The sequence below is a fragment of the Lentzea alba genome (assembly GCF_047445655.1).
Taxonomy (GTDB): Bacteria; Actinomycetota; Actinomycetes; order Mycobacteriales; family Pseudonocardiaceae; genus Lentzea; species Lentzea alba_A.
Window position 1 is genome coordinate 1 of the sequence record NZ_JAJAEG010000014.1, and the last position, 15,988, is coordinate 15,988.

Genomic DNA, 15,988 nt, shown 5'->3' on the forward strand with positions numbered 1-15,988 from the left:
CCGCGTCCCCACGACACGCCGAGACCTAACAAAGTACTACTAGGTGCCGTCCCGCGATCGCACGGAACGGCACCTGGTCGAGATCCTCGTCGCCCGGTTGCAGGCGCGAGCCCTCGAGGTGGGGCGTTCGCGGATACTTGCGCAACATGCCCCGATTTGTAACCCGTCCGAGCGCCCGCTAGCGAACGGTTTACGCCTGACCGACGAACGCGGCCTTGTCGGAGTTGAAGCTCGGCTCGAACACGAGCTGCATCTCGCCGGGCTGCGCGCCGACCGAATACGCGATCTCGAAGGTGTAGGTCTTGCCCGGCAACACGGTCACCGCCTCGAAGCCGCCACCGCACTCGCCGCTGCTGTCGAAGATCCGCTCGGCCTTCTGCCCGTTGTGCTGCGCGTCGTTGCCCATCGACAGCAGCGCGGTCTCGAACGCGGCGCTCGTCCCGTTGGTGATGGTGACCTTGAACTTCACCGCGCGGACGATGTTGGACGGCGCGGAGAACTGACCGGGCGTGCACGCGACGGGCGCGGCGACCACGACCGCGAGCCCGTTCGCCCACGTGTACTGCTTGCCCCAGGTCGGGGTCTCGGCGAGCGCCTCCTGCTTAGGGGTCTCGCCGGCGACGCCGACCTGGCCCTGGTTCGTGGTGCCGTCGAAGATCTTGTCGAGCTCCTCGACCGCCGCCTGCTGCGCCACCACCGTGAAGACGATGGCCAGAACGCACAACACGACGCCGACGGCCGCGAGGATCTTGCGCGTGCCGAACAACGCGATGACGCCGAGCACAACCCCGACGAACGCGGCGATAGCGGTGAGGTTGTTGAAGAAGATGACCCACGAGCAGACAACCCCGACGATCCCGAGGATCACCGCTGTCCACGCCAGCGCGCCGAACTTCGTGGGCTTCTGCGGTGCGACCGGAGGCGGGGCGTAGACGGGCTGCTGCGGGTAGGTCATCACGGCTCCTGGCGGTTGCGATGTGTGACCACCACGTCGATTGGTCCGCTTTACCTGTTAGCGCCCTACCGCCCTGTCACTCGATCGAGTTACGGCCTGCCTGTCAGCCGACTTCCGAAGGTAGCGAGACAACTACGATCCGTACAGGCTTGGCGTTGGATGCCATCCCTGAAAGGAACCCTGCACATGGCACGACGACTCGTTGGATCCCTGCTCGCGGCGATCGCCGCACTCGGTGTGACGGCGGCACCGGCACAAGCGGCCGTCGACTTCACCGGCATCGTGGCACTCAGCAACTGCTCCGGTTCGTTGGTCCGGCTGGCGAGTTCGACCGCCTCCGACAACGCGCTCGTGCTCACGAACGGGCACTGCGTCGAGCTCATGAAGCCCGGTCAGGTGATCGTCAACAAGCCGGACACCCGCACGTTCAGGCTGCTCAACAGCTCCGGCACGGCGGACCTCGCGAAGCTGAGCGCGACCAAGCTCCTCTACGCCACGATGACCGGCACCGATGCCGCGCTCTACCAGCTCAACACGACCTACGGGCAGATCCAGCAGCAGTACGGAAGCCGTGCGCTGGAGCTGTCGGGCTCGCATCCCGTGGCCAAGACCGACATCCGCGTCGTCTCCGGCTACTGGAAGCGGATCTACTCCTGCCAGATCGACGGCTTCGTGCACCAGCTCAAGGAAGCCAACTGGACCTGGCGCGACTCGCTGCGCTACACGCCGTCGTGCAACACCATCGGCGGCACCTCGGGTTCGCCGATCATCGACAACGCGAGCGGCAAGGTCGTCGGCGTCAACAACACCGGCAACGAGAGCGGCGGCCGCTGCACGATGAACAACCCGTGCGAGGTCGACACCGCCGGCAACGTCACCGTCCGCAAGGGCATCAACTACGGCCAGCAGACGTACGACTTCGTCGCCTGCTTCGGCCCGCGCACGACGCTGAACCTGTCGCTGCCGGGTTGCAAGGTCGCCAAGCCCTGAGACATGGCGAAAGCCGGGGCGCCCCTGCCGCGCCCCGGCTTCCTGCTCTTACTAACGTGCCGCACGCACAATCAGGTCGGTCACAGTTTCCGGCTGAGACACGGCCACCGAGTGCGAGGCGCTGCGGACCTCGACGACGGCACGGGCGTTGGCGCGCTCGGCCATCCACTTCTGCGCCGCGATCGGGATGTTCTTGTCCTTGCCCGCGACCACGAAGTACGACGGGATGCTGTGCCACGCCGGGTCGCCAGCACCCTCGGTCAGCGCGCTGTCGTTGACCGGACGCTGCGTCGCCGCCGCCAGCTTCGCCTCGTTGCGGGGAACGTCCGCCGCGAACTGCTGCCAGTACTTGTCCTGCTGGATGGCCAGGTCCTTGGTGCCGTCACCGAGGTCGATGACCTGCAGCGTGTCGCCGAGCGTGCTGCCGGGGAACTTGTTCGACAGCTCCAGCGCGCTCTCACCCTTCTCCGGCGCGAACGCCGCGATGTAGACCAGCGCCTTCACGTTCGGGTTCCCGAGCGCGGCATTCGACTGGACCATGCCGCCGTAGGAGTGCCCGGCCAGCACGATCGGCCCCTCGATCGAGGCCAGCACCTTGCGCAGGTAGTTCGAGTCGTAGGTCAGGCTCCGCAACGGATTCGCGACCGCGACGACCGGGAATCCCTTGCGCTGCAGGCGTTCCACGACACCGTTCCAGCTGGCTCCATCGGCGAACGCGCCGTGCACCAGCACGATGGTCGGCTTCTTGGCGCCGGGCTTCTCGGTCTCCTCCACGGCGCCGGCACCCGACGGAACGGAAGCGGCCAGGGCCAGCAGGGCTCCAAGAACGGCGAACACCTTGCGAACTCGCATTGCTCTCTCACTCTCTCGTCAGGCACCTTGGCGGTGGTGCATCGTGCTCGATTAGGTCGTGCACGATGTAAGTTACCGGACGAGATGCCTCGTACGCGATGTAATTCAGCTCACAAGGCTTCGGCTAGCGCTCGGCACCGTGCTTGACCCGGTGCAGGGCCTTGCGCAGGACGGCGATCTCCTGCTCGTCCATGCCGAGCGCCTGTCCCAGCTGGTTGGTCATCTCGGCACCGATCCACCGCAGGTCACGACCCTTGTCGGTGAGCTGCACGAGCACCGAACGCTCGTCGTCGGGATGCGTGACGCGCACCAGCAGGCCGCTCTTCTCCAGCCTCTTGATCAACGGCGAGAGCGTGCTGTATTCGAGGTCGAGCTCGTGCACGAGCTCCCTGATCGGTCGCGAGTCGCGCTCCCACAGCAGGAGCATCACCAGGAACTGCGGGTAGGTGATGCCGGCCTTGTCCAGGATCGGCCGGTAGAACCCGGTGACCGCTCGCGACGTCGTGTAGAGGTCGAAGCAGAGCAGGTCGGAGACCGTGGGCGTGACGGTGGACGGCGTGTCGGGAGTAGTGCTCACACCACCCAGACTACTCGCGCACGATGTAATTCGCGGCGAGATCGGTTACCGACGTCAGCAGACGGCGTGAGCTTGGGAAGCCCGGCCGATCAGCGCACTCGACAACGGCTTCACGACCAGGGCTCGTCCAACGCCGAAGCCTCGTCCCCGGCGGCACGCAGCTCTTCACGCACCACCCGGTACGCGAGCCCTTCCGCATAACCCTTGCGCGCCAACGCACCCACGAGCCGGCGGATCTTCGTCGTCTCGTCCACACCGGACAGTGTGCGCAGGCGTTTGCGGACCAGCTCGCGGGCCCGTTCCTCTTCGGCCTCGCCGTCGACCGCGGCGACGGCCTCGGCCACCACCTCGTCCGCGACGCCCTTGCGACGCAGTTCCATCGCGAGGGCACGACGGCCCAGCCCGTTGTAGGTGTGCCGGGAACGCACCCACATCTCGGCGAACTGGGCGTCGTCGATCAGACCGGCGCGGTCGAACTTGCCGAGCACGACCTCGGCCGCACCGGCGCTGATTCCCTTGCGCAGCAACGCGTCGTGCAGTTCCTGCCGCGATCGGGCGCGAGCGGTGAGCAGCGCGTAGCAGATGTCCCGCGCTTTGCGCTGCTCCTCAGCCTCGTCCAAACCAGGTACCTCCTAGTGGTGTGGACCGGAACGTTGACGTGCGAATTCGCGGTCAGACGGGCGCATCGTGCCGCGAGGCGCCCTGCTGAGCGTGAATTCACCGCCAAGGTTTCGGGCCACGCCACTAAAACTCGACGGGCGCGGCCGGGGCCGCCTCTTCGGCGTCGAGGGTGGCGCCGATGCCGAGCTTGTCCTTGATGCGCTTCTCGATCTCGTTCGCGATGTCCGGGTTGTCCAGCAGGAACTTGCGGGCGTTCTCCTTGCCCTGGCCCAGCTGGTCGCCCTCGTAGGTGTACCAGGCACCGGACTTGCGCAGGATGCCCTGGTCGACGCCCATGTCGATGAGCGAGCCTTCGCGCGAGACGCCCTTGCCGTAGAGGATGTCGAACTCGGCCTGCTTGAACGGCGGCGCGACCTTGTTCTTCACGACCTTGACCCTGGTGCGGTTGCCGACGGGCTCGCCGCCGTCCTTCAGAGTCTCGATGCGGCGGACGTCCAGACGCACGGAGGCGTAGAACTTCAGCGCCTTACCACCGGTCGTGGTCTCCGGGGAGCCGAACATCACGCCGATCTTCTCGCGCAGCTGGTTGATGAAGATCGCGGTGGTGTTGGACGCGCTCAGCGCACCGGTGATCTTGCGCAGCGCCTGGCTCATCAGGCGGGCCTGCAGACCGACGTGGTTGTCGCCCATCTCGCCCTCGATCTCGGCGCGCGGCACGAGGGCGGCGACCGAGTCGATGACCAGGATGTCGAGCGCGCCGGAGCGGACCAGCATGTCCGCGATCTCGAGCGCCTGCTCACCGGTGTCGGGCTGGGACACCAGCAGCGCGTCGGTGTCGACACCCAGCTTCTTCGCGTACTCCGGGTCGAGGGCGTGCTCCGCGTCGATGAACGCGGCGATACCGCCGGCCTTCTGGGCGTTCGCGACGGCGTGCAGGGCGACGGTGGTCTTACCGGAGGACTCAGGACCGTAGATCTCGACGACACGACCCTTCGGCAGACCACCGATGCCGAGCGCCACGTCCAGCGCGATCGCACCGGTCGGGATCACCTCGATCGGGGCGCGACCCTCCTCGCCGAGGCGCATCACGGAGCCCTTGCCGAACTGCTTGTCGATCTGCGCCAGGGCCAGCTCGAGCGCCTTGTCCCGGTCGGGTGCTGCGGGTGCCATCTTGGATCCACCTTTTGTCGTCTGCCGTTGCTTCGTCATGTTGGATCAGACGCTACTGGCGGGGTCTGACAATTTTGCGAAGCCGGGGTCGGGGCCACTGTAGCCGAACACGTGTTCGAGCACACGTGACACTCCGAACCGGCAGCTCAGCGTCGATTTTCGGGAACTTCGAACGCGTCGCAGACCGCGCCCCAGACTTCCTTGGCGCCGATCCCGGCCTCCAGCGCCTGGTCGGCGGTGCGGCCGCCGAGCGACGACAGCACGTGGTCGCGGGCGATCATCTCGGCCCTGACCTGGCCGAACTCCCCTGTCATGAGTTTGCGGAACACGGTGATGCGCACCCGCAGACATTAACGAACGGGCCTGCGCAGTGATGCGAAGAGGCACACGATCAGCAGCGGCAGCGCGGTGAACCCGACGATCAGCCCGAGCGCCGCGTACGACCACGCCGTGACGACGATCCCCGACACCGCTCCCCCAACGGCGCCACCGACGTTCATCACCAGATCGGACAGTCCCTGCGCGGCCGGCCGGTCCTCGACCCGCACGGACTCGGTCAGCAGTGCGGAGCCCGACACGAGTCCCGCCGACCAGCCGAACCCGAGCAGCGCCAGTCCCGCGGCGAGCTGCGGAGCGTCGTGCGACGGCGCCATCCCGGCGACCCCGGACGCCGCCACCACCAGCGACGCGCCGATCGCGAGCACCGGCACGCGGCCCAGCCGGTCCGCCATCCACCCGAACAGGGGACTCGCGGCGTACATCGCGGCGACGTGCAGGCTGATGACGATGCCGACGACCCGCAACGACGACCCGGAGTGGTTCATGTGCACCGGCGTCATCGACATCAGCCCGACCATCGCGGTGTGGCACAACATCACTCCAACGAGTGCAAGTCGTGCCATCGAGCCGAGCGATCCCCAAATCTTCAGACCACCGGGCGAGCCACCTCCGGTGCAGTGCAGAGATTCAACCGGTCGGGTGCTTTTCACGACGACCAGCGGGTCCGGCCGCAGCCCGAACTGGATCACCAGCGCGGCGGCCGCGAGCACGACGGCCGCCAGCAGGAACGGCCCGGAACCCACCGGCAGCCCCAGAGAACCGGCGAGCCGCCCGGCGGGATCGGCCAGGTTGGGGCCGATGATCGCGCCGATCATGGCCGCCCACACGACGCGCGAGAGCTCACGCGCACGCCGTTGGGGATCCGCCAGATCCGTTGCGGCATAACGAGCCGCGTAGTTCGCGCTGGACGCCCCTCCGAACAGAAGAAGCCCTACCAACAACACCTGCCACAAACCGGCACCAACGGCGACCGCGGCCACCAGTGCACCGATGGCGCCCACGCCGTAGCCGAGGATCAACGCGGGCCGGCGCCCACGCCGTTGCGCGAGACGGGCCGCGGGTAAGGCGAGCAGCGCGGCCCCGGCGACGGCCGCGGTCTGCGCGAGCCCGCCGACGGCATCGGACCCGGACAACGACGCGGCGATCAACGTGCTGATCGCGAGGCCGATCGTCACCGCCGCCGAACCCAGGATCTGGGTGCCGGTCAGCACGCGAACGACCTTGCGCTGCACGCGTTCGACCTGCGGCGCGACGGTCACCATGATCGCGATGGTGGCATGGTTCGGCGCGGGCCGACAGGTCCATCAGGGGCGGTTACTCCCCCGGCAGCACCGTCTGCTCGAAGAAGTCGGCGATTTCGTCCGGCTTGAGCTCGTCGGCGTTCTCCTCGGCGGTCTTGGTGAGGATGCCGAACATCGGGCGCCCCTTGGCGGTGAACACCAGCACGCCGGTACCGCTGGAGGTGGCCGCGCGGTAGTTGCCCTCCAGGCCGTTTCCGGCCCAGTCGGCCTCGACGCGGTCGGTCTGGAAGGACTTCACGATGGCGTCGGCGTTGTTCTCGGCGCCGGTGACGCTGTCGGTGAGGATGTACTGGACCGCGTAGCCGTCGCGGATCGTGCAGCTGACGACCGTGCCCTTGATCTCCTCCATGCCGGTGATCTGCGCGGAGTCCGCGTGCTCGCAGCCGCCGCCGTCCGGCACGGTGCCCGCGAGCTGGCGCAGGCACTTCGTGAAGCCCTGGCCGTCCTGCGCGACGTCGTCCTTGCACTCGTCCGCGGACGGCAGGTCGGGGCCGGACAACGCGATCACCGAGCCGATGATCGCGGCCACCGCCACGATCGCGGCGCCGACACTGATGAAGACCTTCTTGTTGTCCTTCTTCGGCGCCTGCTGCGGGAAGTTCATCGGGTAGCTGCCGCTGACCGCCGGGTTCGCCTGGAACGGGCCGGTCACCGGGTACGTGCCGCTGGTCGAGTACGCGCCGCTCACGTTCGGGTTGACCGCGTACGGCCCGCTGACCGCGGGGTGCGGGCCGCTGACGTTCGGGTTCACCGGGTGCGGCCCGGTCACGGCGGGGCTGACCGGCGCGGTCACGACGGTGGGCGGTTCGACGTACTTGGGCTTGTCGTCCTCGGCCTTGAGCGTGATCTTCGTCTTGTCCACGGCGAGTGCGCCGGACGCGACGATCGTCTCCGGGTTGTCGGGGTTGGTCGGGACGATGCCGACCTTCTCCGCGATGATCTGCGCGACCAGCGGCATCCGGCAGGAGCCGCCGACGAGGTAGACGTGCTCGGGCGTGACACCGGCCTTGTGCACGGTGGTGATCAGCAGCTCGGTGCTGCGGATCAGGCTCGACCGGATCAGCGCTTCGAGCTCCGCGCGCGTGATGACGACCTTCTCGAACGGCTCCGGCATCATCACCTCGACCTGAGGCAGCTCGGAGAGGTCCTCCTTGGCGAGCCGCAGTTCCTCGCGCAGGCCGAGGCGGGCGCGGTGGTCGTCGATCGTGGTCGGGCGCAGCAGCCGCTGCCAGCCGGCCGGGTCCTTGTGCGAGACGCTGCGGCCGATGTGCTCCAGCAGTGCCTGGTCGATGTCGAGACCACCGACGTCGCTGAGGCTGCCGTCGGCGAGGATCCGGTGCTCGGCGTCGAGCACGGAGACGTCGAACGTGTCGGCGCCGAAGTCGTAGATGGCGAGCGGGCGGCCGCCGCCGAGCGAGGCCACCGCGACGGCCTCGGGGACCGGCACGAGCTCACCGGTCATGCCCGCGAGCCTGGCCGAGGACAGCAGCTTGTTGCGCCTGCTCGGACCCCATTCGGCCGGGTGCGTGAGCCGGATCTCGTCGAGCTGCGCGCCTTGCAGCAACGGGGTCACGGCTTCCATCACGCGCGCGTAGATCGCCGCGAGCGCGTCGTTGACCGGGAGGTTCGTCTCGCCGAGCTTGATCGTCGCCTTGTCGATGTGGCGCTTGGGGTTCGCCTCGTAGCGCGACGGGTCCTGGCGGGAGCGCCGCTCGGCTTCTCTGCCGACGCGCAGGGTGCCGTCCTCGTCGAGGTAGACGGACGAGGGCATGGTCGGCCCTCCGTCCAGATCCACCACACCGTGGTCGGACAGCACCGCAACCGTGTTGGCGGTGCCCAGGTCGACGGACAGGACGCGCACCGTGCTCCCCTCGCAGGACGTTCTGCGGTGATCGTGCCACAGAGGCCTTCGCCGGGTACTCGGACCTGCGCAATCAGAAATTGTCAGACCCGGTTGTCATGATGGTCGCCATGGACGTGATGAAGGCATTCTCACCGGCGACCAGGCAGTGGTTCGCCGGAGCCTTCGCCGCTCCGACCCAGGCGCAGACGGGTGCGTGGGCCGCTGCGGCGGCGGGCGAGCACGCGCTGGTCATCGCCCCGACGGGCTCGGGCAAGACGCTGGCCGCGTTCCTGTGGGCGCTGGACAGGCTGGCTTCTTCTCCTCCTGTTTCCGAACCTCGTCGCCGGTGCCGGGTGCTTTATGTCTCACCGTTGAAAGCGCTGGCGGTGGACGTCGAACGAAATCTGCGCGCGCCGCTCGCCGGTATTCGGCAGGCCGCGCATCGGCTGGGTCTGACCGAGCCTTCCATCACGGTCGGCATGCGGACAGGCGACACGTCTCCGGAAGAACGGCGGGCGTTCGGGCGCACTCCCCCGGACGTGCTGGTGACCACGCCGGAGTCGTTGTTCCTGCTGCTGACGTCGTCGGCGCGCGAGTCGTTGCGCGGCGTGGAGACGGTGATCATCGACGAGGTGCACGCGGTGGCGGGCACCAAACGCGGCGCGCACATGGCGTTGTCACTCGAACGGCTGGACGCGCTGCTGGAGAAGCCCGCTCAGCGGATCGGGCTGTCGGCGACGGTGCGGCCGGTCGAGGAGATCAGCACGTTCCTCGCCGGTGGGCGGCCGGTGTCGGTCGTGCAGCCGAAGACCCCCAAGACCATCCAGGTCGAGGTGGAGGTGCCGGTCGAGGACATGACGCTGCTCGGCCAGCCGACTGGTGAGGTGTCGGGATCGGCTGCTGGAGCCGAGCAACGCACGTCTATCTGGCCGTCGGTCGAGGCACGGGTGCTGGAGCTCGTGCGGGCGCACCGGTCGACGATCGTGTTCGCGAACTCGCGCCGTCTCGCCGAACGGCTGACGGCGCGGCTGAACGAGCTCGCGGAAGAAGCAGTGGAGATGTCGTCGTTCCCGGCTGAGGCGGTCGGCCAGTCGGGCGTGACGATCCAGACTTCGGCCTCGGTGGCCCGCGCGCACCACGGGTCGATGTCGCGGGAGCAGCGCACCGCGGTCGAAGAAGATCTGAAGTCCGGGCGTTTGCCCTGCGTGGTGGCGACTTCGTCGTTGGAGCTCGGCATCGACATGGGCTCGGTCGACCTCGTGGTGCAGGTGGAGGCGCCGCCGTCGGTCGCCTCGGGGCTGCAGCGCGTCGGCCGTGCTGGTCACCAGGTGGGTGCGATCTCGCGGGGCGTGATGTTCCCGAAGTTCCGCGGCGACCTGGTGTCGTGCGCGGTGGTGGCGGAGCGGATGCAGAACGGCGCGATCGAGGCCGTGAAGTTCCCGCGCAACCCGTTGGACGTGCTGGCGCAGCACATCGTCGCGATGGTGGCGATGGAGACGTGGACGGTCGAGGACCTGACGGCCCTGGTGCGGCGGGCAGCGCCGTTCGCGGGTCTGCCGGACTCGGCTCTGCAGGCGGTGCTGGACATGTTGTCGGGCCGGTACCCGTCCGAGGAGTTCGGCGAGCTGCGGCCGCGGATCACGTGGGACCGGGTGAACTCCGAGCTGCGCGGCCGGCCTGGGTCCCAGCGCCTGGCGGTGACGTCCGGCGGCACGATCCCGGACCGCGGGTTGTTCGCCGTGATGACGCCGCCTTCGGAGAACGGTCCTGGTTCGCGCGTCGGCGAGCTCGACGAGGAGATGGTCTACGAGTCGCGCGTCGGCGACACGTTCCTGCTCGGCACGTCGTCGTGGCGGGTCGAGGACATCACACACGATCGTGTGATCGTGGTGCCTGCTCCGGGCCAGCCCGCGCGGATGCCGTTCTGGAAGGGCGACGCCCCGGGCCGGCCGCTGGAACTGGGCCGGGCGATGGGCAAGTTCCTCCGCGAAGTGTCCACAATGGAGGATTCGGCGGCTCGCTCTCGCGCTGCTTCCGCTGGGCTGGACCAGTGGGCGACGGACAACCTGCTGGCGTACCTGGGCGAGCAGCGGGAGGCGACGCGGCACGTCCCGAACGACAGAACCGTTCTGGTGGAACGGTTCCGCGACGAGCTGGGCGACTGGCGGCTGGTCGTGCACTCACCGTTCGGTGCTCAGGTCAACGCGCCGTGGGCGCTCGCGATCGCCGCCCGGCTGCGCGAACGCCGTGGCGTCGAGGTGCAGGCGGCGCACTCCGACGACGGCATCGTGCTGCGGTTGCCGGACGCTCTCGACTACGAGGGCGTGGAGGTGACCGCGGGCGCCGAGGACGTGCTGCTCGATCCGGACGAGGTCGAGCAGATCGTGGTGGCCGAGGTGGGTGGCTCGGCGTTGTTCGCGGCCCGGTTCCGCGAGTGCGCCGCACGCTCGCTGTTGCTCCCCCGCCGGGATCCGAAACGCCGCACTCCGTTGTGGCAACAGCGTCAGCGCTCCGCCCAGCTGCTGTCGGTGGCCGCGAAGTACGAGCGGTTCCCGGTGGTCCTGGAGGCGATGCGCGAGTGCCTGCAGGACGTTTACGACGTGCCGGGCCTGCGCGAGCTGATGTCGGACGTCCGCGCACGCCGGGTGCGCGTGGTCGAGGTGGAGACGCCGTCTCCGTCGCCGTTCGCCCGCAGCCTGCTCTTCGGCTACGTGGGCATGTTCCTCTACGAGCTGGACGCTCCTCTGGCGGAACGCCGCGCGGCCGCGCTCTCTCTCGACTCGACGCTGCTCGCAGAACTGCTCGGCTCCGAGGCGATCCGGGAGCTGCTGGACCCGGAGGTAGTGGCCGAGGTCGAACGCAGCCTGCAGCGCCTGTCCGAGGACCGCCGCCCACGTCACGCCGAGGACACCGCGGACCTGTTGCGGTTCCTGGGAGATCTCTCCGACGCGGAGGCTCTAGAACGCGGCGTCCCTCGCGAATGGCTCGACGAACTGGTAGCCCAACGCCGCGCGATCCGAGTCCGGATCGCCGGCGAGGAACGCACCCTCTCGATCGAGGACGCCGGCCGAGTCCGCGACGCACTCGGCGTAGCCCTGCCGGTAGGCGTCCCAGAGGCGTTCACCGAACCCGTGCCAGATCCGCTGGGCGACCTGCTGAGCCGCTACGCCCGCACCCACGGCCCGTTCGCCGCCACGGAACCCGCCACCCGCTTCGGCCTGGGCGTGGCCGTGGTGACGGGCGTCCTGGAACGCATGGCCGCCACGGGCAGGCTGGTCCGCGGCGAACTCCGCCCCGGCGGCACCCACACCGAGTACTGCGACGCGGACGTGCTCCGCCGCCTGCGCCGCGCCTCGCTGGCCCGCCTGCGCTCCGAGGTGGAGCCGGTCGAACCCGCCGCACTGGGCCGCTTCCTCCCGTCGTGGCACGGTCTAGGCCGCCGCCTGCGCTCGGCCCCAACGGTCGACGACGTCTTCTCCGTGGTGGAACAGCTAGCGGGAGCACCACTTCCGGCAAGCGCCCTGGAATCCCTGCTACTCCCCTCCCGCCTACCGGGCTACTACCCGGCACTCCTGGACGAGCTGACGGCGTCCGGCGAGGTGACGTGGACGGGCTGCGGCGCCCTGGCCGGCGGCGACGGCTGGATCGCTTTGGCGCCAACAGATGTGGCAGACCTACTCCTACCCGACCTGGTACCGGAGTCCATCCCGGAGTCACCGCTGCACACAGCGGTCCTGGAAGCACTGTCCGGCGGCGCGCTGTTCTTCCGCCAGGTAGTCGACCGCGCCTCGCTGTCCGTGACATGCACAGACGCCGAAGTAGTCGGCACGCTGTGGGACCTGGTCTGGGCGGGCCTGATCACCAACGACACCCTGTCCCCGTTGCGCGCCTTGGTGTCCGGCGGCGGCGCGGCCCACAAACCCCGCCGCAGCGCCCCTCGTGGCCGCTACGCCCGCCTGCGAGCCGCCCGCCCGGACATGCCTTCCCGCACGGGCCCACCAACAGCAGCCGGCCGCTGGTCGCTAGCCGTACCCCCGGCCTCGGACCCAACCCGCCGAGCACACGCCCGAGCCGAAGCATTCCTGGAACGCCACGGCGTCCTGACCCGCGGCGCCCTGGACACCGAACGCGTGACCGGCGGCTTCAGCGGCGTCTACAAGGTGCTGCGAGCAATGGAGGAATCGGGCCAGGTGATCCGCGGCTACGTGGTCGAAGGCCTAGGCGCCGCCCAGTTCGCCGCACGAGGCGCGGTGGACCGCCTACGCACGCTGTCCCGCCCACCCGGCCAACCGCCACAGGCCGACCAGTCAGCCGTGGTGCTAGCCGCAGCCGACCCAGCCCAGCCTTACGGCGCCGCCCTACCGTGGCCAGATCCGCTGGGAGAAGGCAAACACCGCCCAGCCCGCAAGGCCGGCGCACTGGCCGTCCTGGTCGACGGCACCCCAGCGCTGTACGTAGAGCGCGGCGGCAAATCCCTGCTCTCGTTCACCGACGACGACCCAACGCTACGCATAGCCGCGAACGCTTTGAGCCGCGCAGTCCGCGACGGCTGGCTGGGCCAACTCGCGGTCCAACGGGCAGACGGCGAAGTAGCCCTGACCTCACACCTCGCCACGGTGCTGCAAGAAGCAGGCTTCCGCGCCACCCCGAAAGGCCTGCGCCTGCGAGCCTGACCCGGCATCCCCACACCCCGTCGCACACGACCGCGAACGCGCGCAGAGCCACGCCATCCGTGATGGCTGGCCAGGTCCGCGACCGGACCCCTGACCAGCTCAGCCACCGAACCCAGGCCAGGCCAGCCACCGAACCCAGGCCAGGCCAACCACCGAACCCAGGCCAGGCCAACCACCGAACCCAGGCCAGGCCAACCACCGAACCCAGCACAGCAGCGCCTCAGGTTTGCGGACAGGTGCATCGCTGGGCGCTCCAACGCCCTCGTACTGCTGAGCGTGGCGCTGCCCAGCCAACTCGTCGAGTCACACCACTGGCCAAGTCGACACCACTGGGCAGGGAAGAGCGAGCTGTAGGCGTTCAACGCTGGCTGACCACCAAGCTGGGCGTACAGGACCGCGGACTCATCGATGTCGGCGATGTCGCCCTGACCTCACATCTCGCGACGGTGCTGCAAGAAGCGGGCCTTCGCGCCCCACCGAACGGCCAGCGACTGCGAGCCTGACCGTGCACCTCATTCTTCTCTCTCCACGGAGCACCTCCTCGACTCTCTCTCCACGGACTGACGCGCTCAGGCGTCGTCAGTACGCACTCGCCGGGTTCCTCGACCCCGTTCCCCGGTCCGCACGCCCGCGCTCCGCATATTTGCGGGAGGGACGAACCAGCGAATCAGGACGTCTTTCTTCACCCGACCTGCAGAACAAGACGCTGACCTGGGACGATCAGGACGAGGTTCACCCGTTCAAGTGACACTCGGAGGGACGAGGTCTAGACCTCGAAGATCGAGTTGTAGGCGTTCAGGGCGGACTGGCCGCCGAGGTGGGTGTGGAGAACCGTGGAGTCGCCGTGGCCCTGTCGGCGAGATCGCCCCGACCTCGCACCTCGCGACAATGCTGCAGGAAGCAGGCTTCCGCGCCGCACCAAAAGACCGCGACTACGAGCGTGAACTAAGCCGGGAAGAGTGAGCTGTAGGCGTTCAACGCCGGCTGGCCGCCAAGGTGGGCGTAGAGAACCGTGGAGTCGCGGGCGATCTCTCCTGACGACACGAGGTGGATGAGGCCTGCCAGCGACTTTCCCTCGTAGACAGGATCGGTGATCATGCCTTCGAGGCTCGCGCCGAGGCGCATGGCGTCCACCGTGGACTCGTCGGCGATGCCGTAGGTGCCGGCGTGGAAGCGGTCGTCGAGAAGGATGTCCTTTTCGGACACCTCGACCTCGCGGAGCTTGGCTGTGTTGTGCGCGATGCGGGTGATCTGGGCGAGGGTTTCGGCCGGTTTGGCGGAGGCGTCGATGCCCAGCACGCGGCGGTTGGGGTCGTTCGCGAAGCCGGCGACCATGCCGGCTTGGGTGCTGCCGGTGACCGAGCAGACGATGATGGTGTCGAAGAAGACGCCGAGTTGGGCTTCCTGCTGGCGGACCTCGTCCGCCCAGTTCGCGAAGCCCATGCCGCCCAGCGGGTGGTCGGAGGCGCCGGCCGGGATCGGGTAGGGCTTGCCTCCTGCGGCGCGGACTTCCTCGATTGCCTGTTCCCAGGCTGGTTTGACGCCGATTCCGAACTCGGCGCTCACCAGGCGGACGTCGGCGCCCATCATGCGGCTGAGCAGGATGTTGCCCACGCGGTCACTGCCGACGTCGGTCCAGTCGACCCAGCTTTCCTGCACCAGCACGGCTTTCAGGCCCGCTCGTGCCGCGGCGGCCGCTACCTGGCGGGTGTGGTTGGACTGGATGCCGCCGATCGACACGAGGGTGTCGCAGCCGGTGGCCAGGGCGTCGGCGACCAGGTATTCGAGTTTGCGTGTCTTGTTGCCGCCGTAGGCGAGGCCGGAGTTGCAGTCCTCGCGCTTCGCCCAGACCGAGGCGCCGCCGAGGTGTGTGGACAGGCGGTCCAGGCGGTGGACCGGTGAAGGGCCGAAGAGGAGCGGGAATCTGTTCACAGTTCCTCCAGGAGCGTGCCCCAGTTCTTGTCCACCAGGTTGGAGGCCTTCGCGTAGTCGCCTTGCTCGCACGCCTCGATGATCTGCTGGTGCTGGGTGACCGAGTGGCGGGCGGCGGGTGAGGAGAAGCGGCTGTGCTCGGCTCGGCGGACGAGCGGGGTGTAGCGGTCGATGGTCGCGGCGATCGCGAAGTTGTTGCAGCAGCGGACGGCCACGGCGTGGAACTCGTCGTCGGCGGCCAGGGCGGCGACGGCGTCGTTGGCGTCCAGGGCTTTCTTGAAGGCCTTGTTCGCGGTGCGCATCGCGGCGATGTCCTCGGCCGTCATCAGGCCCGACTGCACGGCGAGGCCCGCGGCCAGGGCGTGCATCGCTTGCACGACAACGAGAGCGTCGCGCACCGGCTCCGCTTCCAGCGCGGTGACGCGGGTGTACGCGTGCGGCTTGGTCTCGACCAGGCCCTCGTCGGTGAGCGTCGCCAGAGCCTCGCGCACCGGGGTGCGGGAGAGGCCGAGCTTCTCGGCCAGTTCGACGTCCTTGATCGCGGTGCCCGGTTCCAGGTCGCCGCGCACGATCGCCGTCCTGATCTCGGCGGCGGCCCGCTCCTTCAGTGACCCATATCCAATATATTGCATATCAGTGAGGGTAGGGGCGGACCTGAGTGATCGCAACTGGCGACTGAGGAACTGTGGACAAACCAAAAACTCCCGAGCCGCGAGCAGCTCGGGAGTCAGGTTT

At 68.5% G+C, this 15,988-nt stretch carries 12 protein-coding genes; 2 read left to right on the forward strand and 10 right to left on the reverse strand.

Annotation, left to right across the window (positions count from 1 at the left end):
- Positions 1-190: 190 nt before the first annotated feature.
- Positions 191-955, reverse strand: a complete 765-nt coding sequence (locus LFM09_RS23275; RefSeq protein ID WP_414098645.1) for a hypothetical protein — start codon at positions 953-955, stop codon at positions 191-193.
- A 186-nt stretch (positions 956-1,141) separates the two neighbouring features.
- Here LFM09_RS23275 and LFM09_RS23280 point away from each other — a divergent pair, with 186 nt between their 5' ends.
- Complete coding sequence (locus tag LFM09_RS23280; RefSeq protein ID WP_414098646.1) at positions 1,142-1,945, forward strand: S1 family peptidase; 804 nt, start codon at positions 1,142-1,144, stop codon at positions 1,943-1,945.
- A 51-nt stretch (positions 1,946-1,996) separates the two neighbouring features.
- Here LFM09_RS23280 and LFM09_RS23285 read toward each other — a convergent pair whose 3' ends face one another.
- The 7 genes from LFM09_RS23285 to LFM09_RS23315 form a co-directional block, all read right to left on the reverse strand.
- Entirely contained in the window at positions 1,997-2,797 is an 801-nt protein-coding gene (locus LFM09_RS23285) for an alpha/beta fold hydrolase (protein ID WP_414098647.1), read from the reverse strand.
- Positions 2,798-2,921: 124 nt separating this feature from the next.
- Entirely contained in the window at positions 2,922-3,374 is a 453-nt protein-coding gene (locus tag LFM09_RS23290; RefSeq protein WP_414098648.1) for a MarR family winged helix-turn-helix transcriptional regulator, read from the reverse strand.
- 110 nt (positions 3,375-3,484) lie between these two features.
- Positions 3,485-3,994, reverse strand: coding sequence for a regulatory protein RecX (locus LFM09_RS23295; RefSeq protein WP_414098649.1), 510 nt, complete (start codon positions 3,992-3,994; stop codon positions 3,485-3,487).
- A gap of 124 nt (positions 3,995-4,118) precedes the next feature.
- The gene (gene recA, locus LFM09_RS23300; RefSeq protein WP_414098650.1) at positions 4,119-5,165 is read right to left on the reverse strand and encodes a recombinase RecA; all 1,047 of its coding nucleotides are present in this window, start codon (positions 5,163-5,165) and stop codon (positions 4,119-4,121) included.
- 146 nt (positions 5,166-5,311) lie between these two features.
- Positions 5,312-5,506, reverse strand: a complete 195-nt coding sequence (locus LFM09_RS23305) for a DUF3046 domain-containing protein (protein ID WP_414098651.1) — start codon at positions 5,504-5,506, stop codon at positions 5,312-5,314.
- A 9-nt stretch (positions 5,507-5,515) separates the two neighbouring features.
- Positions 5,516-6,766, reverse strand: a complete 1,251-nt coding sequence (locus tag LFM09_RS23310) for an MFS transporter (RefSeq protein WP_414098652.1) — start codon at positions 6,764-6,766, stop codon at positions 5,516-5,518.
- Positions 6,767-6,818: 52 nt separating this feature from the next.
- On the reverse strand, positions 6,819-8,666 hold the full coding sequence (locus LFM09_RS23315) for an Hsp70 family protein (RefSeq protein ID WP_414098653.1): 1,848 nt from the start codon (positions 8,664-8,666) through the stop codon (positions 6,819-6,821).
- A 110-nt stretch (positions 8,667-8,776) separates the two neighbouring features.
- On the opposite strand from LFM09_RS23315, the gene LFM09_RS23320 reads away from it, so the two are divergent.
- The gene (locus LFM09_RS23320; protein ID WP_414098654.1) at positions 8,777-13,321 is read left to right on the forward strand and encodes an ATP-dependent helicase; all 4,545 of its coding nucleotides are present in this window, start codon (positions 8,777-8,779) and stop codon (positions 13,319-13,321) included.
- 945 nt (positions 13,322-14,266) lie between these two features.
- Here the strand turns inward: LFM09_RS23320 and LFM09_RS23325 are convergent.
- Together LFM09_RS23325 and LFM09_RS23330 are read right to left on the reverse strand one after the other, a co-directional pair.
- A complete protein-coding gene (locus LFM09_RS23325; RefSeq protein WP_414098655.1) occupies positions 14,267-15,253 on the reverse strand; it encodes a 1-aminocyclopropane-1-carboxylate deaminase in 987 nt (328 codons plus the stop codon).
- Positions 15,250-15,885 carry a GntR family transcriptional regulator gene (locus LFM09_RS23330; protein ID WP_414098656.1) on the reverse strand — a complete coding sequence of 212 codons (636 nt, stop codon included), beginning with the start codon at positions 15,883-15,885 and terminating at the stop codon, positions 15,250-15,252. The genes LFM09_RS23325 and LFM09_RS23330 overlap by 4 nt, the downstream gene beginning before the upstream one ends.
- Positions 15,886-15,988 lie beyond the last annotated feature (103 nt).

Coding starts and splice junctions, on each gene's coding strand:
- LFM09_RS23275 (WP_414098645.1), bottom strand. CDS start 955: ATGACCTACCCGCAGCAGCCCGTCTACGCCCCGCCTCCGGTCGCACCG.
- LFM09_RS23330 (WP_414098656.1), bottom strand. CDS start 15,885: ATGCAATATATTGGATATGGGTCACTGAAGGAGCGGGCCGCCGCCGAG.
- LFM09_RS23280 (WP_414098646.1), top strand. CDS start 1,142: ATGGCACGACGACTCGTTGGATCCCTGCTCGCGGCGATCGCCGCACTC.
- LFM09_RS23310 (WP_414098652.1), bottom strand. CDS start 6,766: ATGGTGACCGTCGCGCCGCAGGTCGAACGCGTGCAGCGCAAGGTCGTT.
- recA (WP_414098650.1), bottom strand. CDS start 5,165: ATGGCACCCGCAGCACCCGACCGGGACAAGGCGCTCGAGCTGGCCCTG.
- LFM09_RS23320 (WP_414098654.1), top strand. CDS start 8,777: ATGGACGTGATGAAGGCATTCTCACCGGCGACCAGGCAGTGGTTCGCC.
- LFM09_RS23285 (WP_414098647.1), bottom strand. CDS start 2,797: ATGCGAGTTCGCAAGGTGTTCGCCGTTCTTGGAGCCCTGCTGGCCCTG.